This window comes from Enterobacter cloacae complex sp. SYL003 (assembly GCF_049236925.1).
GTDB classification, from domain to species: Bacteria; Pseudomonadota; Gammaproteobacteria; order Enterobacterales; family Enterobacteriaceae; genus Enterobacter; species Enterobacter intestinihominis.
In genome coordinates this window covers 214,207-239,650 of sequence record NZ_JBMKJK010000003.1, presented here as the reverse complement: position 1 = coordinate 239,650, position 25,444 = coordinate 214,207, and the positions used below count along the sequence as shown (strand labels likewise).

Annotated in this window: 25 protein-coding genes; 19 read left to right on the top strand and 6 right to left on the bottom strand. The window is 56.6% G+C overall.

Annotated elements, in window-relative coordinates; all coding sequences use genetic code 11:
• Positions 1-9: 9 nt before the first annotated feature.
• Positions 10-834, bottom strand: coding sequence for a MurR/RpiR family transcriptional regulator (locus tag ACOT1A_RS05725; protein ID WP_015571725.1), 825 nt, complete (start codon positions 832-834; stop codon positions 10-12).
• A 166-nt stretch (positions 835-1,000) separates the two neighbouring features.
• On the opposite strand from ACOT1A_RS05725, the gene ACOT1A_RS05720 reads away from it, so the two are divergent.
• Genes ACOT1A_RS05720 through queE form a run of 3 tightly spaced genes read left to right on the top strand, consistent with a single transcriptional unit; the run spans position 1,001 to position 3,993 of the window.
• Positions 1,001-2,560 carry a maltose/glucose-specific PTS transporter subunit IIC gene (locus ACOT1A_RS05720; protein ID WP_276169921.1) on the top strand — a complete coding sequence of 520 codons (1,560 nt, stop codon included), beginning with the start codon at positions 1,001-1,003 and terminating at the stop codon, positions 2,558-2,560.
• Positions 2,560-3,267, top strand: coding sequence for an N-acetylmannosamine-6-phosphate 2-epimerase (locus ACOT1A_RS05715; protein WP_063849457.1), 708 nt, complete (start codon positions 2,560-2,562; stop codon positions 3,265-3,267). The genes ACOT1A_RS05720 and ACOT1A_RS05715 overlap by 1 nt, the downstream gene beginning before the upstream one ends.
• Before the next feature lie 54 nt (positions 3,268-3,321).
• Positions 3,322-3,993 (top strand): 7-carboxy-7-deazaguanine synthase QueE, encoded by a 672-nt coding sequence (queE, locus tag ACOT1A_RS05710; protein WP_276169922.1) that lies wholly within the window; start codon positions 3,322-3,324, stop codon positions 3,991-3,993.
• A 17-nt stretch (positions 3,994-4,010) separates the two neighbouring features.
• Here the strand turns inward: queE and ACOT1A_RS05705 are convergent, their stop codons facing one another.
• Positions 4,011-5,408: an MFS transporter gene (locus ACOT1A_RS05705; RefSeq protein ID WP_063147442.1), complete on the bottom strand. Its 1,398-nt coding sequence runs from the start codon at positions 5,406-5,408 to the stop codon at positions 4,011-4,013.
• Between the two features lie 27 nt (positions 5,409-5,435).
• A complete protein-coding gene (locus tag ACOT1A_RS05700; protein ID WP_023306836.1) occupies positions 5,436-6,605 on the bottom strand; it encodes a M20 aminoacylase family protein in 1,170 nt (389 codons plus the stop codon).
• Positions 6,606-6,776: 171 nt separating this feature from the next.
• Between ACOT1A_RS05700 and ACOT1A_RS05695 the strand changes: the two genes are divergently transcribed.
• On the top strand, positions 6,777-9,131 hold the full coding sequence (locus ACOT1A_RS05695; protein WP_276169923.1) for a helix-turn-helix domain-containing protein: 2,355 nt from the start codon (positions 6,777-6,779) through the stop codon (positions 9,129-9,131).
• Here the strand turns inward: ACOT1A_RS05695 and queD are convergent.
• Positions 9,116-9,481 carry a 6-carboxytetrahydropterin synthase QueD gene (gene queD, locus ACOT1A_RS05690; RefSeq protein ID WP_006811776.1) on the bottom strand — a complete coding sequence of 122 codons (366 nt, stop codon included), beginning with the start codon at positions 9,479-9,481 and terminating at the stop codon, positions 9,116-9,118. The two genes, ACOT1A_RS05695 and queD, sit on opposite strands and share 16 nt — an antisense overlap.
• Positions 9,482-9,784: 303 nt before the next feature.
• Here queD and cysJ point away from each other — a divergent pair, with 303 nt between their 5' ends.
• From cysJ to cysH, 3 genes are all read left to right on the top strand, one after another.
• Entirely contained in the window at positions 9,785-11,590 is a 1,806-nt protein-coding gene (cysJ, locus tag ACOT1A_RS05685) for an NADPH-dependent assimilatory sulfite reductase flavoprotein subunit (protein ID WP_276169924.1), read from the top strand.
• Positions 11,590-13,302 carry an assimilatory sulfite reductase (NADPH) hemoprotein subunit gene (gene cysI / locus ACOT1A_RS05680; RefSeq protein ID WP_023298486.1) on the top strand — a complete coding sequence of 571 codons (1,713 nt, stop codon included), beginning with the start codon at positions 11,590-11,592 and terminating at the stop codon, positions 13,300-13,302. Before cysJ ends, cysI begins: the two co-directional genes overlap by 1 nt.
• A 76-nt stretch (positions 13,303-13,378) precedes the next feature.
• Positions 13,379-14,113, top strand: a complete 735-nt coding sequence (cysH, locus tag ACOT1A_RS05675) for a phosphoadenosine phosphosulfate reductase (RefSeq protein WP_134348895.1) — start codon at positions 13,379-13,381, stop codon at positions 14,111-14,113.
• Positions 14,114-14,206: 93 nt separating this feature from the next.
• On the opposite strand, the gene ACOT1A_RS05670 is transcribed toward cysH, so the two are convergent.
• Positions 14,207-15,250 (bottom strand): aminopeptidase, encoded by a 1,044-nt coding sequence (locus tag ACOT1A_RS05670; protein ID WP_276169925.1) that lies wholly within the window; start codon positions 15,248-15,250, stop codon positions 14,207-14,209.
• A 237-nt stretch (positions 15,251-15,487) separates the two neighbouring features.
• Here ACOT1A_RS05670 and cysG point away from each other — a divergent pair, with 237 nt between their 5' ends.
• From cysG to ACOT1A_RS05615, 11 genes are all read left to right on the top strand, one after another.
• Positions 15,488-16,846 carry a siroheme synthase CysG gene (gene cysG, locus ACOT1A_RS05665; RefSeq protein ID WP_276169926.1) on the top strand — a complete coding sequence of 453 codons (1,359 nt, stop codon included), beginning with the start codon at positions 15,488-15,490 and terminating at the stop codon, positions 16,844-16,846.
• A gap of 9 nt (positions 16,847-16,855) precedes the next feature.
• Positions 16,856-17,764, top strand: coding sequence for a sulfate adenylyltransferase subunit CysD (gene cysD / locus ACOT1A_RS05660; protein ID WP_006811770.1), 909 nt, complete (start codon positions 16,856-16,858; stop codon positions 17,762-17,764).
• Positions 17,765-17,773: 9 nt separating this feature from the next.
• On the top strand, positions 17,774-19,198 hold the full coding sequence (cysN, locus tag ACOT1A_RS05655; protein ID WP_022649189.1) for a sulfate adenylyltransferase subunit CysN: 1,425 nt from the start codon (positions 17,774-17,776) through the stop codon (positions 19,196-19,198).
• Complete coding sequence (gene cysC / locus ACOT1A_RS05650; protein ID WP_022649188.1) at positions 19,198-19,803, top strand: adenylyl-sulfate kinase; 606 nt, start codon at positions 19,198-19,200, stop codon at positions 19,801-19,803. The genes cysN and cysC overlap by 1 nt, the downstream gene beginning before the upstream one ends.
• A 58-nt stretch (positions 19,804-19,861) precedes the next feature.
• Positions 19,862-20,188 carry a DUF3561 family protein gene (locus tag ACOT1A_RS05645; protein ID WP_006811767.1) on the top strand — a complete coding sequence of 109 codons (327 nt, stop codon included), beginning with the start codon at positions 19,862-19,864 and terminating at the stop codon, positions 20,186-20,188.
• 79 nt (positions 20,189-20,267) lie between these two features.
• Positions 20,268-20,579, top strand: a complete 312-nt coding sequence (gene ftsB / locus ACOT1A_RS05640; RefSeq protein WP_003862095.1) for a cell division protein FtsB — start codon at positions 20,268-20,270, stop codon at positions 20,577-20,579.
• A 19-nt stretch (positions 20,580-20,598) separates the two neighbouring features.
• Positions 20,599-21,309: a 2-C-methyl-D-erythritol 4-phosphate cytidylyltransferase gene (ispD, locus tag ACOT1A_RS05635; RefSeq protein WP_000741569.1), complete on the top strand. Its 711-nt coding sequence runs from the start codon at positions 20,599-20,601 to the stop codon at positions 21,307-21,309.
• Positions 21,309-21,788 (top strand): 2-C-methyl-D-erythritol 2,4-cyclodiphosphate synthase, encoded by a 480-nt coding sequence (ispF, locus tag ACOT1A_RS05630; RefSeq protein WP_003862097.1) that lies wholly within the window; start codon positions 21,309-21,311, stop codon positions 21,786-21,788. Before ispD ends, ispF begins: the two co-directional genes overlap by 1 nt.
• On the top strand, positions 21,785-22,834 hold the full coding sequence (gene truD, locus ACOT1A_RS05625) for a tRNA pseudouridine(13) synthase TruD (protein WP_023298481.1): 1,050 nt from the start codon (positions 21,785-21,787) through the stop codon (positions 22,832-22,834). Before ispF ends, truD begins: the two co-directional genes overlap by 4 nt.
• Positions 22,815-23,576, top strand: coding sequence for a 5'/3'-nucleotidase SurE (surE, locus tag ACOT1A_RS05620; protein WP_157506808.1), 762 nt, complete (start codon positions 22,815-22,817; stop codon positions 23,574-23,576). Before truD ends, surE begins: the two co-directional genes overlap by 20 nt.
• Positions 23,570-24,196, top strand: a complete 627-nt coding sequence (locus ACOT1A_RS05615; RefSeq protein WP_022649184.1) for a protein-L-isoaspartate(D-aspartate) O-methyltransferase — start codon at positions 23,570-23,572, stop codon at positions 24,194-24,196. The genes surE and ACOT1A_RS05615 overlap by 7 nt, the downstream gene beginning before the upstream one ends.
• Positions 24,197-24,290: 94 nt before the next feature.
• Here ACOT1A_RS05615 and ACOT1A_RS05610 read toward each other — a convergent pair whose 3' ends face one another.
• Complete coding sequence (locus tag ACOT1A_RS05610) at positions 24,291-24,422, bottom strand: peptidase (RefSeq protein ID WP_306173474.1); 132 nt, start codon at positions 24,420-24,422, stop codon at positions 24,291-24,293.
• Between ACOT1A_RS05610 and nlpD the strand changes: the two genes are divergently transcribed.
• On the top strand, positions 24,364-25,437 hold the full coding sequence (gene nlpD / locus ACOT1A_RS05605) for a murein hydrolase activator NlpD (protein WP_306307778.1): 1,074 nt from the start codon (positions 24,364-24,366) through the stop codon (positions 25,435-25,437). The two genes, ACOT1A_RS05610 and nlpD, sit on opposite strands and share 59 nt — an antisense overlap.
• Positions 25,438-25,444: the final 7 nt, after the last annotated feature.

Sequence of the window (25,444 nt, the reverse complement as noted above, 5' to 3'; positions counted from 1 at the left end):
TTTTGTTTTCTATAGCAGAAGCGGCAGCGTGGCGCTGGCCGTTTGCTGGCTTACGTCACCGTAATGGCTGTCTACTGCAATAAGGGAAGTGGTAAGCAGTTCAACCAGCAGCATCACGCCAACCTTGGCATTGAGCGCACCCGCGCTCAGCGGTCCCTCGGGCTTGGCTGCAACCAGCTGTAAATCGCTCAGGGAGGCCAGCGGGCTGCGGGGTGTATTGCTGAGCGCCAGTACCTTAACGCCACGCTTGCGGGCGAGTTTCACCACGTGAAGCAGATCCCGTGTAGAGCCAGAACTTGAGATGGCCACCACCAGCGTCTCTTTCGAGAGCGTCGTCGCATTCATGGCGGCGCGATGCATATCGCTAAACAGCTGTGCAGGTTTGCCGAGTCGCAGCAGCTTGTAATGCAAATACTCCCCCAGAATCGCGCTGGCCGCCACCCCGTAAATTTGCACTGATTGCGCCTGATGCAAGGCCAGTGTCGCCTGTTCAAGCTGGGCCCGGTCGAGGAGTTTTGCGGTATCTTGCAGCGCCTGGACAGACTCATCCACCACGTTATCTATCGCATCTCCTGCCTGACGCTCCGGCAAACCCTGCTGAATATCCAGCGCAAGCGCCATTTTAAATTCGTTATATCCCTTACAGCCCAGCGTGCGGCAAAGGCGTGTGACGCTGGCCTCGCTGGTGCCGCTTTCACGCGCCAGCTCGGTGATCGTCAGGTAGAGCACCCTGGCAGGATCGTTGAGAACAAACTCCCCCAGTTTTTGTTGCGTTGGGCTGTACCCGGAAGCCTCCTGGCGTAGCTTCAGCAGCAGGTTTTCATGGTCCGACATGCTAGATCCTTAATGCGTTTCTCTGCCAACTAGTGTGGCGGAAAGCGGGGGAGAGATGCCAGTCATTTCGAAAAAGTATGATCGGCGTCCTGGTTTTTGGTGGTAATTTTCACAATTAAAATTATATGTGGTAAAAATTTTCATCAACAACCAGGGGGATAAAAAAATGATGCAAATGTTCAGCGGAGCGTCTTCCGGCGGATGGTTTGAAAAAGCGCAGCGCTTTGGCAAATCCTTTATGTTACCTATCGCCATACTGCCCGCAGCAGGTCTGTTGTTGGGGATCGGCGGGGCGCTATCGAATCCGAATACGCTTACCGCGTATCCATTTTTAGACGTTGGCTGGCTACAGGCCATATTTACCATCATGAGCAGTGCAGGCTCGATTGTGTTCGCAAACCTGTCGGTACTGTTTGCTGTTGGGGTCGCCGTTGGGCTGGCAAAAAATGATAAAGGTACGGCAGGGCTGGCGGCATTACTCGCTTATCTGGTGATGAATGCCACTATCAATGCGCTGCTGATCCTGACCGGAAAACTGGCGTATGAGAACCCGGGCGCCGTAGGGCAGGGCATGACGTTGGGTATTCAGACGCTGGAAACGGGCGTGTTTGGTGGGGTCGTTATTGGGCTTGTGACCTGCGCACTGCATCATCGGTTTAATAAAATCGCGCTTCCGCAATTTCTGGGCTTTTTTGGCGGCTCGCGCTTCGTTCCCATTATCAGCTCACTGGCGGCGATACTCGTCGGCGCGCTGATGACCGTGGTCTGGCCGCATTTTCAGAAGCTGATCTTTGGCCTTGGCGGTCTGGTGGATGCCACCGGCTATCTGGGGACATTGCTGTACGGCTTCATCCTGCGCATGCTTGGCCCGTTTGGCCTGCACCACATCTTTTATCTGCCGTTCTGGACCACCGCGCTTGGCGGCAGTGAAATTGTTAACGGTCACCTGGTTGAGGGCACGCAGCGGATCTTCTTTGCTCAGCTTGCGGACCCGAACACCCAGCACTTCTATGAGGGCACGTCGCGCTTCATGTCCGGGCGCTTTATCACGATGATGTTTGGCCTGCTCGGCGCCTGCCTGGCGATGTACCACACGGCTAAACCCGAGAACAAGAAGCGCGTAGCCGGGCTGCTGCTGTCAGCGGCGTTAACCTCTTTCCTGACGGGCATTACCGAGCCCATCGAGTTCTCATTCCTGTTTATTGCGCCGGTGCTGTACGTCATTCATGCGCTGTTTGACGGGCTGGCGTTTATGCTCGCGCACATGCTGCATATCACCATCGGGCAAACTTTCTCCGGCGGGTTTATTGATTTCGTGCTGTTCGGCATTTTGCAGGGTGAAGCGAAAACTAACTGGATGTTCGTCCCGCTGGTAGGCGTACCGTGGTTCTTCCTTTACTACTGTACTTTCCGCTATCTGATTAAACGTTTTGATTTTGCCACGCCGGGCCGTGAAAAGGAGGCGTTGGCTGACGAGGCTACCCTGCCGCAAAGCGAGCGTGCCGCGGCGGTGGTCGCCGGATTGGGTGGAAGAGACAATCTGGATGACGTTGACTGCTGCGCCACGCGTCTTCGCGTCACGGTGAAAGACGGTAGCAAAGTCAATGAAGCAGCACTGAAAGCGACCGGCGCGCGCGGCGTTATCGTCCGCGGCAACGGTGTCCAGGTCATCTATGGCCCGCACGTCACCATTATCAAAAACGAAGTGGAAGAGATCTTATCGTAATGAAAACTGTACTGGATAACCTGAAAGGAAAACTGGTCGTCTCCTGCCAGGCGCTGGAAAATGAACCGCTGCACAGCCCGTTTATTATGTCGCGAATGGCGCTGGCGGCAGCCCAGGGCGGTGCCGCTGCGATCCGCGCCAATAGCGTGGTGGATATCAAGGCTATCAAAGGGCTGGTCTCACTGCCGGTCATCGGCATCATCAAACGGGACTATCCGGATAGCGAGGTGTTTATCACCGCGACGCTCAAAGAAGTGGATGAGCTGATGGCGGTCGCCCCGGACATCGTTGCGCTGGATGCGACCGCCCGGAAACGGCCCGGTGGCGTATCGCTGGACATGCTGATCGCGCAGATCCGCACCCGTTACCCTTCGCTGCTGCTGATGGCGGATATTGCCACCGTGCAGGAGGCCGTGACCGCGCAGGCGCTGGGGTTTGATTGTGTCGGAACCACCCTTTACGGTTATACGGCAGAGACCGCGGGCCATTCGCTACCGGAAAATGACTGCGCGTTTTTGAAAGAGGTGCTGTCTGCCGCCACGATCCCCGTGATTGCCGAAGGTAACGTGGATACCCCCGATCGTGCGGCCAGGTGTCTGGAGTTGGGGGCGCATACGGTTGTCGTCGGCGGGGCGATCACCCGACCGCAGCAAATTACGGAACGGTTTATGGCGGCAATTGGCGCGCAAAGCACCGATGGAGCATGATCATCTGACGGGGATCTGCGATACTTATCGTTTATTCCCTTAACAGAGTTGACTATGCAGTACCCGATTAACGAGATGTTCCAGACCCTGCAAGGCGAGGGTTACTTTACCGGCGTTCCCGCTATCTTTATTCGTTTACAGGGATGCCCGGTTGGCTGCGCCTGGTGTGATACCAAACATACGTGGGATAAGCTCGCAGATCGGGAAGTGTCGCTGTTCAGCATTCTGGCGAAAACCAAAGAGAGCGATAAATGGGGCGCGGGCAACGCGGAAGATCTGCTTGCCATTATTGGTCGTCAGGGCTGGACGGCGCGGCATGTGGTGATCACCGGCGGGGAACCCTGCATTCACGATCTGATGCCCCTCACCGAACTGCTCGAGAAGAACGGCTATAGCTGTCAGATCGAAACCAGCGGTACCCATGAAGTGCGCTGCTCCCATTCAACGTGGGTAACGGTTTCACCGAAAGTGAATATGCGTGGCGGTTATGACGTGTTGTCGCAGGCGCTTGAGCGTGCGGATGAGATCAAACATCCGGTGGGGCGCGTGCGTGACATCGAAGCGCTGGATGAACTGCTGGCGACGCTGACGGACGAGAAGCAGCGCGTGATCGCGCTACAGCCTATCAGCCAGAAAGACGATGCAACCCGTCTGTGCATTGAAACCTGTATCGCCCGCAACTGGCGCCTGTCGATGCAGACGCACAAATATCTGAACATTGCCTGATACTTTTGTGGCCCCGCTTAACGCGGGGCTTTTGTTGTTGGCAGTAAAGCCCAGGTCACTACGGCTGACCCAAGACAAATCGCACTGTTGAAAAGCAAGGCATACTGCGCGGCACTGGCCGTTCCCATCGGCAGCCATAGGGCGTATAGCGATGCGGTGACCGCGATCCCCATTGCGCCGCCCAGGGAACTGCCCATCTTATAGATCCCTGAAGCCACCCCCACTTTGTTTTCAGGGGCATTCATTACCGCCGTGTCCGTTGAGGGCGTGGCGTAACATCCGAGCCCCAGCCCGAATAAAATATTGCTCAGAAAGACGGTGACAATGTAGACCTCTTTGCTTAAGAAGGTGCATGAAATCAGCGTAATACCTGTTGCGGTCAGCAGCGGGCCGGTCATCATCGGCAGCCTGGCGCCATAGCGCTGAAGCAGTTTTTCACCCACCCGGATCATCGCCAGTACGGTAACCAGATACCCCAGCGTCATCATGCCGGTCTGTAGCGGTGACAGATGATGGCCTTGCTGCAACCAGATGCTGGCGATCATCATGGTGCCAATGCAGCCGTTGAGCAGGAAATTTGAGAATACCGAGGCGCTATAGGCCCTGTTTTTAAACAGGGCGAAATCGATCAATGCCGCATCGCCCTTCCGCCGCCCGGTAACGACAAAGCACATCAGTGCAATCACGGCTCCACACAGTACAAGAAGCGATAAACTGCTACTCCAGCCCCAGCTGTGTCCTTTGCTGATAAACAGATTGAACAGCACCAGCATAAGGACAAAACTCACCAGGCCGCTGATATCCAGCTTGTGTCGACACGCATCAGGGCTGCGGCTTTCCGGCGTGGCGCGGATAAGCAATAGCGCGACCAGAGCCACCACTATCGACAAAATAAAAATCCAGCGCCAGCCCAGCGTGGTGGCGATGGCGCCTCCCACAAACGAGCTCAGGCCACTCCCGCCCCATGAACCAATAACCCAGAAGCTGATTGCGCGCTGGCGTGCTTTACCTTCATACCAGGTCTTAATCAGCGCCAGCGTGGCGGGCATGATGCAGGCCGCGGATAGCCCCTGTATCGCTCTTCCCAACAGAAACAGGACGGGCTCCCATGAAATGAACAGCAGACCGCTTCCGATTATGCTCAAAATCAGGCCTGTCATGGTCAGGCGCATGCGCCCAAACTTATCGGCAAACCCACCGCAGGCTACGACAAAACAGCCGCTAAACAACGCGCTCAGGCTGACGGCCAGCGTAAGGGTTTCGAGGGCAATGTCGAGGCTATTCTGCATGGCCGGAACCACGTTGATAACCGACTGGGCAAACAGCCAGAAGGTCAGAACGCTCATGACGATACCCGCCAGCAGCCGATCGTTACCGGCGTAGGCGGATGCGTCTGTCAGGGAAACGGTACTCATAATGCAGCCCTCCCGGGAAGGTGCGAATCAGCGCAGATAGTGTTCGGTCAGTGCGGCCCACAGCGCCGCGCCGGTGAGGAGAATAGTGTCGTTAAAGTCGTAGCCCGGGTTATGCACCATGCAGCGGTCAGGCTCATCGCCAGCGCCAAGGGTGAAATAACAGCCATTGGGATTTTTCTCGAGCATGAACGCAAAGTCCTCGCTGCCCATAAACGCATTCACCTCCGCGACGGAATCCTGACCGAACAGATCGGTGGCGACGTTGCGCACCATCTCATTGGCTTGCGGATTGTTTTTCAGTACCGGGCTGCCATTAATGTGTCGAATGGTAGCCGTGGCATTGAAACTTTCCGCCTGCGCAACGGCGATATCATGGATGCGCTGTAGCACGGTTTGCCGCACGCTTTCATCCAGCGTGCGCACGGTAAGTTTCATCAATACTTTGTCGTTGATGATGTTGGGGGCATGTCCAGCCTGAATGCTGCCTACGGTAACGACGGCAGGCTGAAAAGGGGTGATATTGCGCGAAACAATGGACTGCAAAGCGATAGTGATATGACAGGCAACCAGGGTGGCATCTACGGTATGTTCTGGCACCGCACCGTGACCCCCCACGCCGTTAACCTCAATATGAAGGGTGTCAGAAGAGGCCATCATGGCGCCATCGCGCAGACCAATTTTTCCGACGGGCTGTGACGGCATATTGTGCAGACCAAAAATGTGGTCGCAGGGGAACAGGTCAAACAAACCGTCCTCTACCATAACGCGTCCGCCATACAGAAGTTCTTCCGCAGGCTGAAAAATAAGGTGCAGCGTGCCGTTAAAATTGCGGGTGCGTGCCAGGTACTCCGCTGCATACAGGAGCGTTGTGGTGTGGCCGTCATGACCGCAGCCGTGGAATTTACCCTCAACGGTACTGCTCCAGGCCTTGCCGCTGTTTTCCTGCATAGGCAGCGCATCCATGTCGGCGCGCAGACCCAGGCGTTTAGGCCCGTTACCCACCTTCAGCGTGCCGACCACACCGGTTTTCGCCAGGCCGCGATGAACCTCATATCCCCATTCCTCAAGCAACGCCGCAACGCGATCGCTCGTATTGTGCTCCTCAAAACCAATTTCAGGATGCTGATGAAAATAGCGACGTAATTCAGTGAACTGGGCCTCTTTGCCGCGCAGAGCTTCGATAATTGGATGTGTCATTTTTGTTATCCTTTTTATGCCAAACGGTGATAATTTCGAGTCTATGACGATCGCACTGCCAGAAAATGCATTTTTTTGTTGTAAAGCGACGGTTTTGTTTTGATTGTTTTTCATACAATTCCGTTATGACAAAAAAGAGCCGGTCATTATTTGTCTTTGATGAGGGGAAAGATGAATCAGCGGGGAGATGAATTTTGGGTGGAGATCCAGGACATTCGCCACTGCGTGGAGGATGAAGGCGATACGCTAACGTTGCTCTGGGTGCTGGAAGGGCGGGCTGAGCTGAATACCGATGTGGGACGTGACATCCTGGAGGCCAATACCCTTGCCATCATCAACCGTCATCGGTGCTGGCAGTTCACGAGCGAAACGGCAAATATCACCCTGCGCGTGTCCCTTTCCGGGCGCTGGGTGGTCCAGCTCTGCAATGATTTTTTTGTCCATGATTACGCTATACCGGCAGAAGCCGGAGGCGTCTGGCCCCAATGCGATGCGCTTCGCGATCTGCTGCGCCAGCTTCTTGTGGTCACCCTCATCAACGACCCACACCGCTACCGGCTGGAGGCGTACCGCTGGCTGAGCGAGATATTGCTGTTGCTGACCAGCCGCTTTCAGCAGCCCGCCCGGTTTTTGTCCCGTGAACTTTCCCCAGCGCACAGCAAACGCATTGCCCGGGTGATAGAGCGGATCAATGCCAGTTATTCTCGCCGTATTACGCTTGCGGAAATCGCCGCGAGTGAATATGTCTCTGAAGCCTGGCTCTCTCGTCTCTTTCGCAAGGAGGTGGGGATCAGTTTCATGCAGTACATCACCACCCTGCGGCTGGAAAAGGCGGCTGACGCGCTCCGTCTGACGAACCGACCGCTGCATCAGATTGCGCTTGAGCAGGGTTTCGCCAGCACGCGTATGATGACCGATCGGTTTCGGCGTGTTCACAATATGTCCCCGGGTGAGTTTCGTAAGTCCCGACGCCAGCACCCGGAGGCCACACGTGTTCGTACGGACAGGTGTGAGCAGCGCTATCCGGTGGCCATGGATAAGCTGTTTAGCCTGCTCAATGAACCGGTGGCGCGCGGCTGGGGAGCCTCCCCGCTTATCGATCGCCCGCAGCAGGAGCAGACACTGGATCTTGAGCAGCTTAATCCTCTCTCCACCTCGCTGCGCCGTATGCGGGTAGTCATTACTCTGCGTGAGCTCGACGATTTACTGCGTGAGGACGTTCGTCAGAATCTTGAAGCGATAAATGAGGCCATTCCCATAGAGGGAATTGATATCGCCGAACCTTTTCTCAGCAGCCGTCTGTTTGCCACCGGGTGGGATGACCCCCAGATGGCGGGCTACGCCTGCTGGTACAATCTGCATCAGCTCTTCACCTGGCTGGCAAAAAAGCAATGGACGGTGCTGCTGCACACCGGCGTAACGACCCGTCGCGATCTACTTGCCCGTTTTTTACAACGGTCGGTCAATCATTTTTCGCCCGAGATCACCGCGGGTTGGCACTTTGTCATGCACTGGTCAACACAGGCGAGTGAGGAGACCCGGGAGCAGGTCTGGCTGGCGCAGCAAAACGTCATACGCAACTATCTGCCACAGGCAAAGTTTGGTTTATGGCATCGATTTTCACCCGACAGCGCGGGCGTGAGCGACAATACCCTGTTCAGCTCAGCCATCCTGATGCAGGCCGATTTTCTTGCCTGTTCAGCCGATGCCAATGAACTTCTCGATCCTGCGCAGCGGGAGCCAGCCCAACTCTCTTCTACAGAAAATTATCCGGTACAGAAGATCCGCCAGATTATCGCCGCCCTTCGTCTGCGCAAATGTTCGCTTCCCGTCTGGCTTCTCTCCTGGAATACCCTCACCGGGAACACGCGGGCGACAAACGGCTGGTTTTTTCGTGGGGCGCTGCTGATGCAGAGCCTGCTCGGGCTATCGGAGCAGGTCTGGCTAGGGGGATTCTGGCTCAATTCGGGCCTTCAGGGTGAAGCTCGTGCGAACAATACCATCGATACGTCAAGCCTTGCGCTACAGTACAACCATGGTCTCCCACGGCCGGTTTATTGGGTACTCTGGCTCTGGCAACGCCTGCGGGGCGAGGTGCTGGTAAACGACGGGCGTGTTCTGCTCACGCGCCATTACAATGGTTACCAGTTGCTGCTGCGTAATGTGGTGGTTTTTAATCCGCTCCTTTCCAGTGAAGAAGCATTCATCCAGCGTTTTCGCCAGCAGTATCATTTACACCTGAAGGGAATGCGCGGTATTTGGCGAATTAAACGCCATCTTTTCGATCAGCATAACGGCGCGCTCTATCCGTTGCTTGAAGGGGTAGGCAGCGAAAGCGGCCCTGACGAAGAGATGTGGCGCTGGATAGCGCACAAAGCGCGTCCAACGCTTTCCCTGTACGATGAACGCATTGATGACGGCTGGCAACTGACAGAATCACTGGAGAGTAATGCGCTGGTGCTCTATGAGTTTACGCCGCTCGTGCCTCTTGAGGCCGAAACGGAGGAGATTCACTCCCCGCGGTAGACGCAGCCTGCCGTGCAGGTCTCTTTGATCATCACCGCGCTCAGCAGCGGCACAAGCGGTTTCATCTGATCCCAAATCCATTTCGCCAGCACTTCGCTGGTCGGGTTTTCAAGGCCCGGAATATCATTCAGATAGTAGTGATCGAGACGATCGTAGGTCGGCTTAAACGCGGCCTTCAGTTCGGCAAAGTCCATGATCCAGCCCGTATGGGGATCGACTTCACCGGTGATTTCAAGACGCACCATAAACGAGTGTCCATGCAGGCGGCCACATTTGTGCCCGGCAGGAACGTGTGGAAGGTGGTGTGCGGCTTCGAAGGTGAAATCTTTAAACAGTGTGGTGGACATCATAGCTCTCAGGAATGCGGAAAAAACCGCCGCATAGTACCGGAAAGCACAATTTTTATCATTAACTAAAACGGCTCTGAACGGTCACCGCCTCGTATTCATGGTGTTTATCGATTTTTGTTGTTTTATTTCATATGGTTATTTAATCGCTTTTATCGTTAAGAACGATAACTAAAACAGGTTAGTCCATTTGGTTATTAATTATTTCCATCCCTTCTTTAATTGTTATTATCCCCGCCGTTAACCTTATCTTCAGTTTGGATTTATTCGCTTAAAGTCCGCTTTGCTACTGGAACATAACGACGCATGACAACACAGGCCCCACCTTCAAATTTGCTTCCCCTTAACCCGGAGCAACTGGCGCGCCTCCAGGCCGCGACTTCCGATTTTTCACCCACCCAGCTTGCCTGGGTCTCCGGCTATTTCTGGGGAATGCTGAACCAGCAGCCGGGTGCTGTGGCAGGCGTACCGCCAACGGCCGTTGAAATTCCTGCCATCACGCTTATCTCCGCTTCGCAAACGGGTAATGCCCGTCGTGTGGCCGAAGCGCTGCGTGATGACCTGCTCGCCGCGAAGCTGAACGTTAACCTGGTCAACGCCGGGGATTATAAATTCAAACAGATCGCGTCAGAAAAACTGCTGGTGGTGGTGGCGTCAACGCAGGGGGAAGGTGAGCCTGCTGAAGAAGCCGTCGCGCTGCATAAGTTCCTGTTCTCGAAAAAAGCGCCAAAGCTCGAGGGCACCGCCTTTGCCGTCTTCGGCCTCGGTGATACGTCCTATGAATTTTTCTGCCAGTCCGGTAAAGATTTCGACAGCAAGCTGGCGGAGCTGGGCGCAGAGCGCCTGCTGGATCGCGTAGACGCTGACGTGGAATACCAGGCTGCCGCCGCCGAATGGCGGGCGCGCATCGTTGAGGTGCTGAAGGCCCGCGTCCCGAAAGAGACGCCAGCGCAGGCCGCCGTTACCGCAGCCGGCACCGTTAACGAAATCCACACCAGCCCTTACACGAAAGAGGCGCCACTGACGGCGAGCCTGTCGGTAAACCAGAAAATCACGGGCCGTGATTCAGAAAAAGACGTGCGCCATATCGAAATCGATCTCGGTGACTCTGGCCTGCGTTACCAGCCTGGCGATGCGCTGGGCGTCTGGTATCAGAACGATCCGGCGCTGGTGAAAGAGCTGGTCGAGCTGCTGTGGTTGAAAGGCGATGAACCGGTTACCGTGGATGGCAAAACGCTCTCGATCTCCGAGGCGCTCCAGTGGCATTTCGAACTGACGGTGAATACCGCCAACATCGTTGAAAACTACGCCACCTTAACCCGCAGCGAATCGCTCCTTCCGCTGGTCGGGGATAAGGCGAAGTTACAGCAATACGCGGCGACAACGCCGATTGTCGATATGGTGCGTTTCTCTCCGACACAGCTGGATGCTGACGCGCTGGTCGGCCTGCTGCGTCCGCTGACCCCGCGCCTGTACTCCATCGCCTCCTCGCAGGCGGAAGTGGAAAACGAAGTCCACATCACCGTTGGCGTGGTGCGTTACGACATCGAAGGCCGCGCGCGCGCGGGTGGGGCGTCAGGCTTCCTGGCAGACCGCGTGGAAGAAGAGGGTGAAGTTCGCGTCTTTATCGAGCACAACGACAACTTCCGCCTGCCGGCGAACCCCGAAACGCCGGTGATTATGATTGGCCCAGGCACCGGTATTGCGCCATTCCGCGCCTTTATGCAGCAGCGTGCAGCAGACGACGCGCCGGGTAAAAACTGGCTGTTCTTCGGCAACCCGCACTTTACTGAAGATTTCCTCTACCAGGTTGAGTGGCAGCGCTACGTCAAAGAGGGCGTGCTGACCCGCATCGATCTGGCCTGGTCCCGCGATCAGAAAGAAAAAGTATACGTACAAGACAAACTGCGCGAACAGGGCGCAGAGCTGTGGCGCTGGATCAATGACGGCGCCCACATTTATGTCTGCGGCGACGCCAATCGCATGGCGAAAGACGTTGAGCAGGCACTGCTGGAAGTGATTGCCGAATTCGGCGGTATGGATGCCGAAACGGCGGATGAATTTTTAAGTGAGCTGCGCGTAGAGCGCCGTTATCAGCGAGATGTCTACTAATGAGCGAAAAACATCCTGGCCCACTGGTGGTCGAAGGCAAACTGACTGATGCCGAGCGCATGAAGGTAGAGAGCAACTACCTGCGCGGTACCATTGCCGAAGATTTAAATGACGGCCTGACCGGCGGTTTCAAAGGCGACAACTTCCTGCTGATCCGTTTCCACGGTATGTACCAACAGGACGACCGCGATATCCGCGCCGAGCGTGCCGAACAGAAGCTGGAGCCGCGTCACGCGATGCTGCTGCGCTGTCGTCTGCCGGGCGGGGTAATCACTACGAAACAGTGGCAGGCGATCGACAAGTTTGCCGGTGAAAACACAATCTACGGCAGCATTCGTCTGACCAACCGTCAGACCTTCCAGTTCCACGGCATTCTGAAGAAGAACGTCAAGCCGGTGCACCAGATGCTGCACTCCGTGGGTCTGGACGCGCTGGCGACTGCCAACGACATGAACCGTAACGTGCTCTGCACCTCGAACCCGTACGAATCTGAGCTGCACGCCGAAGCGTACGAGTGGGCGAAAAAAATCTCCGAACATCTGCTGCCACGTACCCGCGCCTATGCGGAGATCTGGCTCGATCAGGAGAAAGTCGCCACCACCGATGAAGAGCCGATCCTCGGCCAGACCTACCTGCCGCGTAAGTTTAAAACCACGGTGGTGATCCCGCCGCAGAACGATATCGACCTGCACGCCAACGACATGAACTTCGTGGCGATTGCCGAAAACGGCAAGCTGGTCGGCTTTAACCTGCTGGTGGGCGGCGGTTTGTCCATCGAGCACGGTAATAAGAAAACCTACGCCCGCACCGCGAGCGAGTTCGGCTTCCTGCCGCTGGAGCACACGCTGGCCGTGGCAGAGGCGGTGGTCACGACCCAGCGCGACTGGGGTAACCGTACCGATCGTAAAAACGCGAAAACCAAATACACCCTTGAGCGCGTAGGCGTCGAGACGTTCAAAGAGGAAGTGGAGCGTCGTGCGGGGATCAAATTTGAGCCGATCCGCCCTTACGAATTCACCGGTCGCGGCGATCGCATCGGCTGGGTGAAAGGCATCGACAATAACTGGCACCTGACGCTGTTCATTGAAAATGGCCGTATTCTGGATTATCCGGGCCGTCCGCTGAAAACCGGCCTGCTGGAAATCGCGAAGATCCACAAAGGCGAGTTCCGTATTACCGCCAACCAGAACCTGATCGTCGCCAGCGTGCCGGAAAGCGATAAGGCGAGAATTGAAGAGCTGGCCCGCGAGCACGGGTTGATGAATGCGGTGAGTGCGCAGCGTGAAAACTCAATGGCCTGCGTGTCGTTCCCGACCTGTCCGCTGGCGATGGCCGAAGCCGAGCGATTCCTGCCGTCCTTCACTGATAAAGTGGAGGCTATTCTGGAAAAACACGGTATTCCGGACGAGCATATTGTTATGCGTGTGACGGGCTGTCCGAACGGCTGCGGCCGCGCGATGCTGGCCGAAATCGGTCTGGTAGGGAAAGCGCCGGGTCGCTATAACCTGCACCTGGGCGGTAACCGTATCGGGACACGTATTCCGCGTATGTTCCGCGAGAACATCACCGAGCCGGAAATTCTCGATTCCCTCGACGTGCTTATCGGACGCTGGGCGAAAGAGCGCGAAGCGGGTGAAGGCTTCGGCGACTTTACGGTACGTGCGGGCATCATTCGCCCGGTGCTCGATCCCGCAAGGGATTTCTGGGAATAACATCCCGGCGGTTTCACCGCTTTTGTAGGCCGGGCAAACGCAGTGCCGCCCGGCAAAACAGGCAAACGAGGTTCTTATGTCCGTACTCGATCTAAACGCCCTTAATGAGCTGCCAAAAGTCGAACGCATTCTGGCCCTGGCAGAAACCAACGCCCAACTGGAAAAACTCGACGCCGAAGGGCGCGTGGCGTGGGCGCTGGAAAACCTGCCGGGAGACTATGTGCTTTCGTCGAGCTTTGGCATTCAGGCGGCGGTCAGTCTGCATCTGGTGAATCAGATCCGTCCGGACATTCCGGTGATCCTCACCGATACCGGCTATCTGTTCCCGGAGACCTATCAGTTTATCGACGAGCTGACGGACAAGCTCAAGCTGAACCTGAAGGTTTATCGCGCAACCGAAAGCGCGGCCTGGCAGGAGGCGCGTTACGGCAAGCTGTGGGAGCAGGGCGTTGAGGGCATCGAGAAATACAATGAGATCAACAAGGTCGAGCCGATGAACCGGGCGCTGAAAGAGTTGAACGCTCAGACCTGGTTCGCGGGCCTGCGCCGCGAGCAGTCCGGTAGCCGGGCAACGCTGCCGGTGCTGGCGGTGCAGCGCGGCGTGTTCAAAGTGCTGCCGATCATCGACTGGGATAACCGCACGGTGTACCAGTATCTGCAAAAGCACGGGCTGAAGTACCATCCGCTGTGGGATCAAGGCTACCTGTCGGTAGGCGACACCCACACCACGCGTAAATGGGAACCGGGAATGGCGGAAGAAGAGACGCGATTCTTTGGGCTGAAGCGCGAGTGCGGGCTGCACGAAGGGTAATGTTTTTTCGCCCGGTGGCGCTGCGCTTACCAGGCCTACAACGGCACAAAACGTAGGCCCGGTAAGGCGTAGCCGCCACCGGGCTTAACGACATCAGGCTTTCCCCGCTTTCGCCAGCTCCTTCACCAGCGGCAGCATCACTTTCACGACATCCCGGCTGCGGTGCTCAATCCGCTGCGGCAGCGTTTTATCAATGTGCTGCTGGTTATCCAGCCGCACGTCATGCCAGCTGGTCCCGTTTGGGAACGCCTTCGATTTAGCGCGCTGCTGATAGCCATCTTTTTTGCCCAGCGCCCAGTTAGTCGCCTCGACGTACAGCACCGGAATGCCCGCCTTATCAAACACTTCACCGTCATTACAGCAGCCCGTGCCTTTGGGATAATCGGGGTTACCGCCCGGATTTGTCGCGGCATAGACGCCATGCGTGCGGGCAAGCGCCAGCGCGCGGTCGCGGGTGAGTTTACGTACGCTGCTCGGCGTGCTCTGTCCGCTATTAAAATAGAGCTTATCTCCCACGATCAGATTATCGAGGTTAATCACCAGCAACGTATTTTTCTTCTCCTCAGCGGTCATGCGCTTAAGGAGATTCTCAGCGCCGAGTTTTCCTTCTTCTTCGCCGCTGGTCGCAACAAAGCGAATGCTGTATTTCGTCGGAATATTCTTCAGGCGTTCGGCCAGCTCAAGCATCACGCCCAGACCCGCCGCATTATCATCCAGTCCCTGAAGCGTCAGCCCGCCGAGATTATTATCGACATCGGCATCGCTCAACGGCGTGTAGGTATCAAGGTGCGCCATAATAATAATCTGCTCAGCCGCCTTTCCTTCGTGCGCTGCAATAACCGTGCTGCCAGTTACGTTATGCCAGTTTTGCGTTTTATTGCGAGTGGTATAGATGTAGCGGCTGTGGAAAGCGCGAATGTCGCTTTCATAGCCCATATCCGCAAACTGCTGACGAATATAGTCTGCCGAGAGCATCTCGGCTGGGGTTCCGGTCATACGGCCCGGAAAGACCGTCGCAATATGCCGCGCCTGCATACTGGCTATTTCACCGTAAGATGGATTTTTTGCCTGAGCCGGAAGGATAAAGCAAACGCCGAGCGCCAGGGCAACGAATCGGTGGCGCATTGCGGAAAACATAGTGAGTCCTTAAAAACAGAGCAAAATTTTAACCCGCATAGTATGAAACTGTGATCGGGTAGACACAATTTGAATTGCTCTTAAATGCCCGAAATTTCGCGTGTTAAGCACTTTTTGATATTTGCTTTTCCACTGCGTTATTCCATTGAGTAACTACTCATTCCAATTCGTAATTTCATTCGATCTAAGCCGCCCCCTATAGTCCCTTTATTCGTGGTTGTTAGTGAGTTGTTGCCTGTGGACTATCTCCCCCTTTTTGCTGCCTTAAAAGACCGACCGGTATTGGTTGTCGGGACGGGTGAAATTGCCGATCGCAAAATCGCCTTCCTGCAACGCGCCGGGGCGCAGGTGCAGATCGTTGCAGAGGCGGATTTTGCAGAGTCTCAGATCGACAGCGTGGTACTGGTGATTGCGGCAACCGAAGATCGGGCGCTCAACAGCCGAATCTCCGCCGCAGCCCAGGCCCGTCACCGTCTGGTGAACGTGGTAGACGACCAGCCGCTGTGCTCGTTTATCTTCCCGTCGATTGTTGACCGCTCGCCGCTGCTGGTGGCGATCTCCTCCGGCGGCACCGCACCGGTGCTGGCGCGCGTGCTGCGGGAAAAAATCGAAGCGCTGCTGCCGACCAGCCTCGGGCGCATGGCGGAGAAGGCCAGCTACTGGCGCAACCACCTTAAAACGCGTCTGACCAGCGTGACGGAACGCCGTCGCTTCTGGGAGCGTGTGTTTCGCGGCCGCTTTGCCAGCCTGATGCATGCCGGTAACGAGACGGCGGCGCAACAAATTCTCGAGGACGAACTGGATAACCCCGGCAGTACGGGCGGGGAGATCATTCTGGTGGGCGCCGGGCCGGGCGATGCCGGGCTGCTCACGCTGCGTGGCCTCCAGGTTCTTCAGGATGCGGATGTCGTGTTCTACGACCATCTGGTCACCGACGGTATTCGCGAACTGATCCGACGTGACGCGGAGCAAATTTGCGTCGGCAAACGTGCCGGCGAGCACTCCGTGCCGCAGCACGACACCAATCAAATGCTGATTGCCGCCGCGAAAGCGGGCAAGACCGTGGTGCGCCTGAAAGGGGGCGACCCGTTTATCTTCGGCCGTGGTGGCGAGGAGTTGCAGGCGGCAGCCGAAGCGGGCGTCCCGTTCCAGGTGGTCCCCGGTATTACGGCGGCGTCTGCCGTCACGGCCTACGCCGGTATTCCGCTGACCCATCGTGATTACGCCCAGAGCGTGACCTTTGTGACCGGGCATTATAAAGCCGACAGCACGCCGTTTGACTGGTCGCATCTCGCCCAGAGCCGACAAACGCTGGCGATTTATATGGGCACGATGAAAGCGGCAGACATCAGCGAACAGCTTATTCAGCACGGTCGCGATGCGACGACGCCGGTAGCAGTGATCTCCCGCGGGACACGCGTCGATCAGCATGTCGCCATCGGCACTTTACAAGACCTTGCAACCCTGGCGAAAGACGCCCCGATGCCCGCCCTGATCGTGGTGGGAGAAGTGGTGCAGTTGCACAGCTCGCTCGCCTGGTTCCAACACACAACCGACACAGAAGGCTTCGGCGCTTCTGTTGTAAATTTGGCTTAAGGAACGGTTATGGACCAAAAACGACTTACTCACCTGCGGCAGCTCGAAGCGGAAAGTATCCATATTATCCGCGAAGTGGCCGCCGAGTTCTCTAACCCGGTGATGATGTACTCCATCGGTAAAGATTCCAGCGTCATGCTGCACCTGGCGCGTAAAGCGTTTTATCCGGGAACGCTGCCGTTCCCGCTGCTGCATGTGGATACCGGCTGGAAATTCCGCGAGATGTACGAGTTTCGTGACCGTACCGCCAAAGCCTACGGCTGCGAGCTGCTGGTGCACAAAAACCCGGAAGGGGTGGCGATGGGCATCAACCCGTTCGTGCACGGCAGCGCCAAGCATACCGATATCATGAAAACCGAAGGGCTGAAGCAGGCGCTGAATAAATACGGTTTTGATGCGGCCTTCGGCGGCGCGCGGCGTGACGAAGAGAAATCCCGCGCCAAAGAGCGAATCTACTCTTTCCGCGACCGCTTCCACCGCTGGGACCCGAAAAACCAGCGTCCGGAGCTGTGGCACAACTACAACGGCCAGATAAACAAGGGCGAAAGCATTCGCGTCTTCCCGCTCTCCAACTGGACCGAGCTGGATATCTGGCAGTACATCTATCTGGAAAATATTGAGATCGTTCCGCTGTATCTGGCAGCAGAGCGCCCGGTCCTGGAGCGCGACGGCATGCTGATGATGATCGACGACGATCGCATTGATTTACAGCCGGGTGAAGTGATCAAAAAACAGATGGTCCGTTTCCGTACTCTCGGCTGCTGGCCGTTGACCGGCGCGGTGGAATCCAGTGCGCAGACGCTGCCGGAGATCATCGAGGAGATGCTGGTGTCGACCACCAGTGAGCGACAGGGCCGCGTGATTGACCGCGACCAGGCAGGCTCCATGGAGCTGAAGAAACGTCAGGGTTATTTCTAAGGAGCCGCCATGAATACGACTATTGCCCAACAAATTGCCGATGAAGGCGGCGTAGAAGCTTATCTGCACGCCCAACAGTACAAAAGTCTGCTGCGTTTCCTGACCTGCGGCAGCGTTGATGACGGGAAAAGTACCCTGATTGGTCGTCTGCTGCACGACACGCGACAAATTTACGAAGATCAGCTCTCTTCCCTGCACAATGACAGTAAACGCCACGGCACCCAGGGCGAAAAACTCGACCTGGCGCTGCTGGTGGACGGCTTGCAGGCGGAGCGCGAGCAGGGCATTACCATTGATGTCGCCTATCGCTACTTCTCTACCGAAAAGCGCAAATTTATTATCGCCGACACCCCGGGGCATGAGCAGTACACCCGTAACATGGCGACCGGCGCGTCCACCTGTGACCTGGCGATCCTGCTGATGGACGCCCGTAAAGGCGTGCTGGATCAGACGCGTCGTCACAGCTTTATCTCTACGCTGCTGGGGATCAAACACCTGGTGGTGGCGGTGAACAAAATGGATCTGGTGGACTACAGCGAAGCGCGATTCGACGAGATCCGCCAGAGCTACCTGACCTTTGCTGAACAGCTGCCGGGCAACCTCGATATTCGCTTTGTGCCGCTGTCGGCGCTGGAAGGGGATAACGTCGCCTCTCAGAGCGCGAACATGCCGTGGTACAGCGGCCCGACGCTGCTGGAGGTGCTGGAAACCGTTGAAATTCAGCGCGTGGTTGAGACCCAGCCGATGCGCTTCCCGGTGCAGTACGTAAACCGTCCGAACCTCGATTTCCGCGGCTTCTCCGGCACCCTTGCGTCCGGCTCGGTCAACGTGGGCCAGCGCGTGAAAGTGCTGCCGTCCGGCGTGGAATCGACCATTGCCCGTATCGTCACCTTTGATGGCGATCTGGACGAAGCAGGGGCAGGTGAAGCGGTAACCCTGGTGCTAAAAGACGAGATTGACATCAGCCGCGGCGATCTGCTGGTCGACGCGCAGGAAACGCTGGCGGCGGTGCAGGGCGCATCCGTGGACGTGGTGTGGATGGCGGAACAGCCCCTGACCGCAGGCCAGAGCTATGACATTAAAATTGCCGGCAAGAAAACCCGCGCCCGCGTGGACGGCATTCAGTTCCAGGTGGACATCAACAACCTGACCCACCGTGACGTGAGCGAGCTACCGCTGAACGGCATCGGTCTGGTGGATCTGACCTTCGACGAGCCGCTGGTGCTGGATCCGTATCAGCAGAATCCGGTGACGGGCGGGCTGATCTTTATCGACCGCCTGACCAACGTCACCGTCGGCGCCGGGATGGTCCGTGAGCCAAACGCGCAGGCTACCGTGGCCTCTGAGTTCAGCGCGTTTGAACTTGAGCTGAATGCGCTGGTGCGTAAACACTTCCCGCACTGGGGCGCACGCGATTTGCTGGGAGGCAAGTAATGGCTGCCCATGATGAGAACGTCGTCTGGCATCCTCATCCGGTCACCGTCGCCCAGCGCGAACAGCTCCACGGTCACCGTGGGGTTGTGCTGTGGTTTACCGGGCTGTCTGGCTCCGGTAAATCCACGGTGGCAGGCGCGCTGGAAGAAGCGCTGCATCAGCAGGGAGTGAGCACCTACCTGCTGGACGGCGACAACGTGCGTCACGGACTGTGCAGCGATTTAGGGTTCAGCGATGAAGACCGTAAAGAGAACATTCGCCGGGTGGGAGAAGTCGCCAGCCTGATGGCGGATGCCGGGCTGGTGGTGCTGACGGCGTTTATCTCACCGCACCGCGCCGAACGTCAGATGGTGCGTGAGCGCGTTGGCCGGAATCGCTTCATTGAAGTGTTTGTGGATACGCCGCTGGCAATCTGCGAAGCGCGCGATCCGAAAGGGCTGTATAAAAAAGCCCGCGCGGGAGAGCTGCGAAACTTCACCGGTATTGACTCGGTTTACGAAGCGCCTGAATCCCCTGAGATTCATCTGGAAGGTCAACAATTGGTAACAAATTTAGTAAGCCAATTATTAGACCTGCTCAGACGGGACGATATTATCAGATCCTGAGACGGTATCGTTCGGGAGCTGTCTTCCCGAGCGATGAGTCACGGTCACAGGATTAGCTATGCGCAACAGTGAAAACTACATGATTACCACCGGGTCGGAACCGTTAACGACCGACGACGAGACGACCTGGTCCTTCCCTGGGGCGATTGTCGGCTTTGTTTCGTGGCTACTGGCGCTGGGTATCCCGTTCTTGATCTACGGTGGAAACACCCTCTTTTTCTTCCTCTATACCTGGCCTTTCTTCCTCGCGCTGATGCCCGTTGCGGTTGTGGTGGGCGTGGCGCTGCACTCCCTTTTCAACGGCAAGCTCCTGTATAGTACGCTCATCACTATCGCCACCGTTGTGGTCATCTTTGGCCTGCTGTTTTTATGGCTGATGGGCTAACTTACGGCATAATTAAAACCCCGCAGTAGAGTCCAGCGGAAAGTTATGGGATGATGATGCCGTTTTTTCAGGGGGCAGGATGGGTAAACTAACGCTGCTGTTGCTGGCTTTGCTGGTCTGGCTGCAATATTCGCTGTGGTTCGGCAAAAACGGACTGCACGACTACAGCCGGGTGAGCGATGACGTCGCGGCACAGCAGGCGACAAACGCCAAACTTAAAGCGCGTAACGATCAACTTTTTGCTGAAATTGATGACCTCAATGGCGGCCAGGAGGCGATTGAGGAGCGCGCACGCAATGAACTTAGTATGACTAAGCCGGGCGAAACGTTTTATCGCCTGGTTCCGGATGCGTCTAAACGCAATCAGGGCTCCGCACAAAACAATCGATAATCAGGCCCAGGATTACGACATGGCAGCAACTTTTTCGGACGTCTGTGCCGTGGTGCCGGCCGCAGGTTTTGGCCGGCGTATGCAGACAGAATGTCCTAAGCAGTATCTCTCAATAGGCGATAAAACGATCCTCGAGCACGCCGTGGCGGCGCTGCTGGCGCATGCCCGGGTGAAACGCGTTGTTATTGCCATCAGCCCCGGCGATGCACGTTTTGCGCAGCTCCCGCTGGCGAATCATCCTCAGATTACCGTCGTTGACGGCGGCGCAGAGCGGGCTGACTCCGTTCTGGCGGGCATTCAGGCTGCCGGGAACGCGCAGTGGGTGCTGGTGCACGATGCCGCGCGTCCCTGTCTGCATCACGACGATCTGTCGCGTCTGCTGGCCCTGAGTGAAACCAGTAAAGTGGGCGGCATTCTGGCCGCCCCGGTGCGTGACACCATGAAGCGTGCCGAACCGGGTAAACCGGCGATTGCCCACACCGTCGAGCGCGTCGATCTATGGCACGCGCTGACGCCACAATTTTTTCCCCGCGAATTACTCCACGACTGCTTAACGCGAGCGCTTAAAGAAGGTGCGACCATTACGGACGAAGCCTCGGCGCTGGAGTATTGCGGTTTCCACCCCACGCTTGTTGAAGGACGCGCTGATAATATAAAAGTGACGCGCCCGGAAGACTTACAGCTCGCGGAATTTTATCTTACCCGTACGACCCCTCAGGAGAAGGCATAATGCGTATTGGACACGGTTTTGATGTACACGCCTTTGGCGGCGTTGGCCCAATTATCATTGGCGGCGTGCGCATTCCTTACGAAAAAGGTCTGCTGGCGCATTCTGATGGCGACGTGGCGCTGCATGCGCTGACCGACGCGCTGCTGGGTGCCGCCGCGCTGGGCGACATTGGCAAACTGTTCCCGGACACCGATCCTGCTTTTAAAGGCGCAGACAGCCGCGAACTGCTGCGCGAAGCCTGGCGTCGTATTCAGGCCAAAGGCTACACCCTCGGCAACGTTGATGTGACGATCATTGCTCAGGCACCAAAGATGCTGCCGCACATCCCTCAGATGCGCGTGTTTATCGCTGAAGATCTGGGTTGCCATATGGACGACGTCAACGTCAAAGCGACCACCACGGAGAAGCTGGGCTTTACCGGTCGTGGCGAAGGCATTGCCTGTGAAGCCGTGGCGCTGCTGGTGAAGGCGGCCAAATGACGGATTTCGACAATCTGACGTATCTGCACGGTAAACCGCAGGGCAAGGGTCTGCTGAAAGCCAACCCTGAAGATTTCGTGGTAGTGGAAGATCTGGGTTTTGAGCCGGACGGCGAAGGCGAGCACATCCTGGTGCGCATTCTGAAAAACGGCTGCAACACCCGCTTCGTGGCGGACGCGCTGGCAAAATTCCTCAATATTCACGCCCGCGAAGTGAGCTTTGCCGGTCAAAAAGATAAACATGCCGTGACCGAACAGTGGCTTTGCGCCCGCGTGCCCGGCAATGCCATGCCCGATTTAAGCAAATTTGAGCTTGAGGGCTGTAAGGTACTGGAGTACGCCCGCCATAAACGCAAATTGCGTCTGGGCGCACTGAAAGGTAATGCCTTTACCCTGGTGTTGCGCGAAGTGACCGAACGCGAGGACGTTGAAAAACGCCTGAAGGCCATTAACGAACGCGGCGTACCAAACTATTTCGGCGCTCAGCGCTTTGGTATCGGTGGCAGCAACCTGCTGGGCGCGCTGCGCTGGGCGCAAAGCGGTGCACCGGTGCGCGATCGTAATAAACGCAGTTTTTGGTTGTCGGCGGCCCGCAGTGCGTTGTTTAATCAGATTGTGAGCGAGCGACTGAAAAAACCGGACGCGAATCAAGTTGTTGTCGGCGATGCGCTACAATTAGCGGGACGCGGAAGCTGGTTTGTGGCAACGGCCGAAGAGATGGCCGATGTCCAGTCGCGCGTGGACGCTAAAACGCTGATGATTACCGCCGCCTTGCCGGGTTCAGGCGACTGGGGAACCCAGGGCGAGGCGCTGGCCGCTGAGCAGTCAGCGGTGGCGGATGCGCCAGAATTACAATCGTTGCTGGTGCGGGAAAAGGTCGAGGCGGCACGTCGTGCGATGCTCCTCTACCCGCAACAGCTGAGCTGGAACTGGTGGGATGACGTAACCGTCGAGTTACGCTTCTGGCTGCCGGCAGGTAGCTTTGCCACCAGTGTTGTCAGGGAACTTATCAACACGTCGGGTGATTATGCGAATATTGCTGAGTAACGATGACGGGATCCATGCGCCAGGTATTCAGACGCTGGCGAAACACCTCCGCGAATTTGCGGATGTGCAGGTCGTGGCTCCCGATCGTAACCGCAGTGGCGCGTCTAACTCATTGACGCTGGAGTCTTCACTTCGCACCTTTACCTTTGAGAATGGCGATATTGCCGTCCAGATGGGGACGCCGACCGACTGCGTGTTTCTGGGCGTGAACGCGCTGATGCGCCCGCGGCCGGACGTTGTGGTCTCCGGCATCAATGCCGGGCCAAATCTTGGCGATGATGTGATTTACTCCGGCACCGTGGCTGCGGCGATGGAAGGGCGTCACCTGGGGTTTCCGGCGCTGGCGGTCTCGTTAAACGGTCACACCCACTATGACACAGCCGCCGCGGTGACCTGCTCCATTCTCCGTGCGCTTGGCCGCGAGCCGCTGCGTACCGGACGTATCCTCAATATTAACGTGCCGGACCTCCCGCTGGACGAGATCAAAGGGATCCGCGTGACGCGCTGTGGCAGTCGCCATCCTGCCGATCAGGTTATTCCCCAGCAGGATCCGCGCGGCAATACCCTGTACTGGATCGGCCCGCCGGGAGCTAAATGCGATGCCGGACCAGACACCGACTTCGCTGCGGTGGATGAAGGGTACGTTTCCGTTACGCCGTTGCACGTAGATTTAACCGCTTATAGCGCGCATGATGTGGTGTCGGACTGGTTAGAGCGGGTCGGAGTGAACGCGCAATGGTAAGTAAACGTGTACAAACTCTTCTGGAACAATTACGCGCACAGGGGATCGCCAACGAGCAGGTGCTGAACGCGCTTGCCCAGGTTCCCCGTGAGAAGTTTGTAGATGAGGCGTTTGAACACAAAGCGTGGGAAAACGTGGCGCTGCCCATTGGGCAAGGCCAGACGATTTCGCAGCCCTACATGGTGGCGCGTATGACGGAGCTTCTGGAGCTAACGCCAGAGTCCCGGGTGCTGGAAATTGGCACCGGTTCAGGGTATCAAACCGCGATCCTGGCTCACCTTGTGCACCATGTCTGTTCGGTGGAACGGATTAAAGGGTTGCAGTGGCAGGCGCGCCGTCGCCTGAAACAGCTTGATTTACATAATGTATCGACACGCCACGGCGATGGATGGCAGGGTTGGCAGGCTCGCGCCCCGTTTGACGCCATCATTGTCACGGCAGCGCCACCTGAAATCCCCACTGCGCTTCTTTCGCAGCTGGACGAGGGTGGCATTCTTGTATTGCCCGTCGGCGATGAGCAGCAGCTTTTGAAGCGCGTTCGTCGACGCGGCGGCGAGTTTATTATCGATACCGTGGAAGCCGTGCGCTTTGTGCCCCTGGTTAAGGGTGAACTGGCCTGAGACTCGGATTTTTCCAGGGTTATTAAGGCAAATTCAGCGTATGGTGTGGCGCGATAGATTCGTGCCATCACGGTTATTTTTAAGTCACTGGTAGTTAACACATTCCTGGGGGATAAATGAGCGCGGGAAGCCCAAAATTCACCATCAGCCGTGTTGCGGCATTATCACTGGTTTCGCTCTGGCTGGCAGGCTGTACAAGTTCAAATAACGCGCCTGCGCCCGTCAGTTCCGTTAATGGAACCAGCGGCTCGGGTAACACGTCCAGCGGAATGTTGATCACCCCTCCGCCTAAAATGGGCACCTCAACGGCGCAGCAAACTCCGCAGATCCAGCCGGTTCAGCGTCCAGTTACGCAGCCTACGCAGATTCAGGCAGTGGAACAGCCTGTTCAGACTGAAAATGGCCGCATAGTGTATAACCGTAAGTATGGGAACATTCCGAAAGGTAGCTATACCGGCGGCAGCACCTATACCGTGAAGCGCGGCGATACGCTGTTCTATATTGCCTGGATCACCGGGAACGATTTCCGCGATCTTGCACAGCGAAACAACGTCCAGGCCCCGTATGCTCTGGAAGTCGGGCAAACGCTTCAGGTTGGCAACGCGACGGGGACACCGCTTACGCCAGGCAACACCGTTTCAGCGGCCGACGTAACTGCGCAAAATAACAGCGTTACTCCTGCACAAAAAACCACCACGGTGGTTGCTTCACAACCTGTAATTACGTATTCTGAGGATTCAGGTGATCAGAGTGCTAACAAAATGTTGCCGAATAATAAAGGTACTGCGACTGTTGTCACAGCACCGACTACGGCACCTGTGGTTAGCTCTACTGTACCGACTGCAAGCAGTCAGAATGCCAGCTCGTCAATCACCACCTGGCGCTGGCCAACTGACGGCAAGATTATCGAGAACTTCGCTACCTCTGAGGGGGGCAACAAAGGGATCGATATCGCAGGCAGTAAAGGACAGGCAATCATCGCGACCGCAGACGGACGCGTTGTCTATGCCGGTAACGCACTGCGCGGTTACGGTAATCTTATTATCATCAAACATAACGATGATTACCTGAGTGCCTACGCCCATAACGACACTATGCTGGTCCGGGAACAACAAGAAGTTAAGGCGGGGCAAAAAATCGCTACCATGGGTAGCACCGGAACCAGTTCTACACGCTTGCATTTTGAAATTCGTTACAAGGGGAAATCCGTAAACCCGCTGCAATATTTACCGCAGCGATAAATTGACG

Bases quoted from the DNA above. Each gene is read 5' to 3' on its own strand.
- cysD (WP_006811770.1), top strand. From the start codon at position 16,856: ATGGACCAAAAACGACTTACTCACCTGCGGCAGCTCGAAGCGGAAAGT.
- cysH (WP_134348895.1), top strand. From the start codon at position 13,379: ATGTCCGTACTCGATCTAAACGCCCTTAATGAGCTGCCAAAAGTCGAA.
- ACOT1A_RS05645 (WP_006811767.1), top strand. From the start codon at position 19,862: ATGCGCAACAGTGAAAACTACATGATTACCACCGGGTCGGAACCGTTA.
- truD (WP_023298481.1), top strand. From the start codon at position 21,785: ATGACGGATTTCGACAATCTGACGTATCTGCACGGTAAACCGCAGGGC.
- ACOT1A_RS05615 (WP_022649184.1), top strand. From the start codon at position 23,570: ATGGTAAGTAAACGTGTACAAACTCTTCTGGAACAATTACGCGCACAG.
- ACOT1A_RS05695 (WP_276169923.1), top strand. From the start codon at position 6,777: ATGAATCAGCGGGGAGATGAATTTTGGGTGGAGATCCAGGACATTCGC.
- cysN (WP_022649189.1), top strand. From the start codon at position 17,774: ATGAATACGACTATTGCCCAACAAATTGCCGATGAAGGCGGCGTAGAA.
- ACOT1A_RS05705 (WP_063147442.1), bottom strand. From the start codon at position 5,408: ATGAGTACCGTTTCCCTGACAGACGCATCCGCCTACGCCGGTAACGAT.
- ACOT1A_RS05670 (WP_276169925.1), bottom strand. From the start codon at position 15,250: ATGTTTTCCGCAATGCGCCACCGATTCGTTGCCCTGGCGCTCGGCGTT.
- ispD (WP_000741569.1), top strand. From the start codon at position 20,599: ATGGCAGCAACTTTTTCGGACGTCTGTGCCGTGGTGCCGGCCGCAGGT.
- queE (WP_276169922.1), top strand. From the start codon at position 3,322: ATGCAGTACCCGATTAACGAGATGTTCCAGACCCTGCAAGGCGAGGGT.
- ftsB (WP_003862095.1), top strand. From the start codon at position 20,268: ATGGGTAAACTAACGCTGCTGTTGCTGGCTTTGCTGGTCTGGCTGCAA.
- ACOT1A_RS05725 (WP_015571725.1), bottom strand. From the start codon at position 834: ATGTCGGACCATGAAAACCTGCTGCTGAAGCTACGCCAGGAGGCTTCC.
- ACOT1A_RS05715 (WP_063849457.1), top strand. From the start codon at position 2,560: ATGAAAACTGTACTGGATAACCTGAAAGGAAAACTGGTCGTCTCCTGC.
- ispF (WP_003862097.1), top strand. From the start codon at position 21,309: ATGCGTATTGGACACGGTTTTGATGTACACGCCTTTGGCGGCGTTGGC.
- surE (WP_157506808.1), top strand. From the start codon at position 22,815: ATGCGAATATTGCTGAGTAACGATGACGGGATCCATGCGCCAGGTATT.
- ACOT1A_RS05720 (WP_276169921.1), top strand. From the start codon at position 1,001: ATGATGCAAATGTTCAGCGGAGCGTCTTCCGGCGGATGGTTTGAAAAA.
- cysI (WP_023298486.1), top strand. From the start codon at position 11,590: ATGAGCGAAAAACATCCTGGCCCACTGGTGGTCGAAGGCAAACTGACT.
- queD (WP_006811776.1), bottom strand. From the start codon at position 9,481: ATGATGTCCACCACACTGTTTAAAGATTTCACCTTCGAAGCCGCACAC.
- cysJ (WP_276169924.1), top strand. From the start codon at position 9,785: ATGACAACACAGGCCCCACCTTCAAATTTGCTTCCCCTTAACCCGGAG.
- ACOT1A_RS05700 (WP_023306836.1), bottom strand. From the start codon at position 6,605: ATGACACATCCAATTATCGAAGCTCTGCGCGGCAAAGAGGCCCAGTTC.
- cysC (WP_022649188.1), top strand. From the start codon at position 19,198: ATGGCTGCCCATGATGAGAACGTCGTCTGGCATCCTCATCCGGTCACC.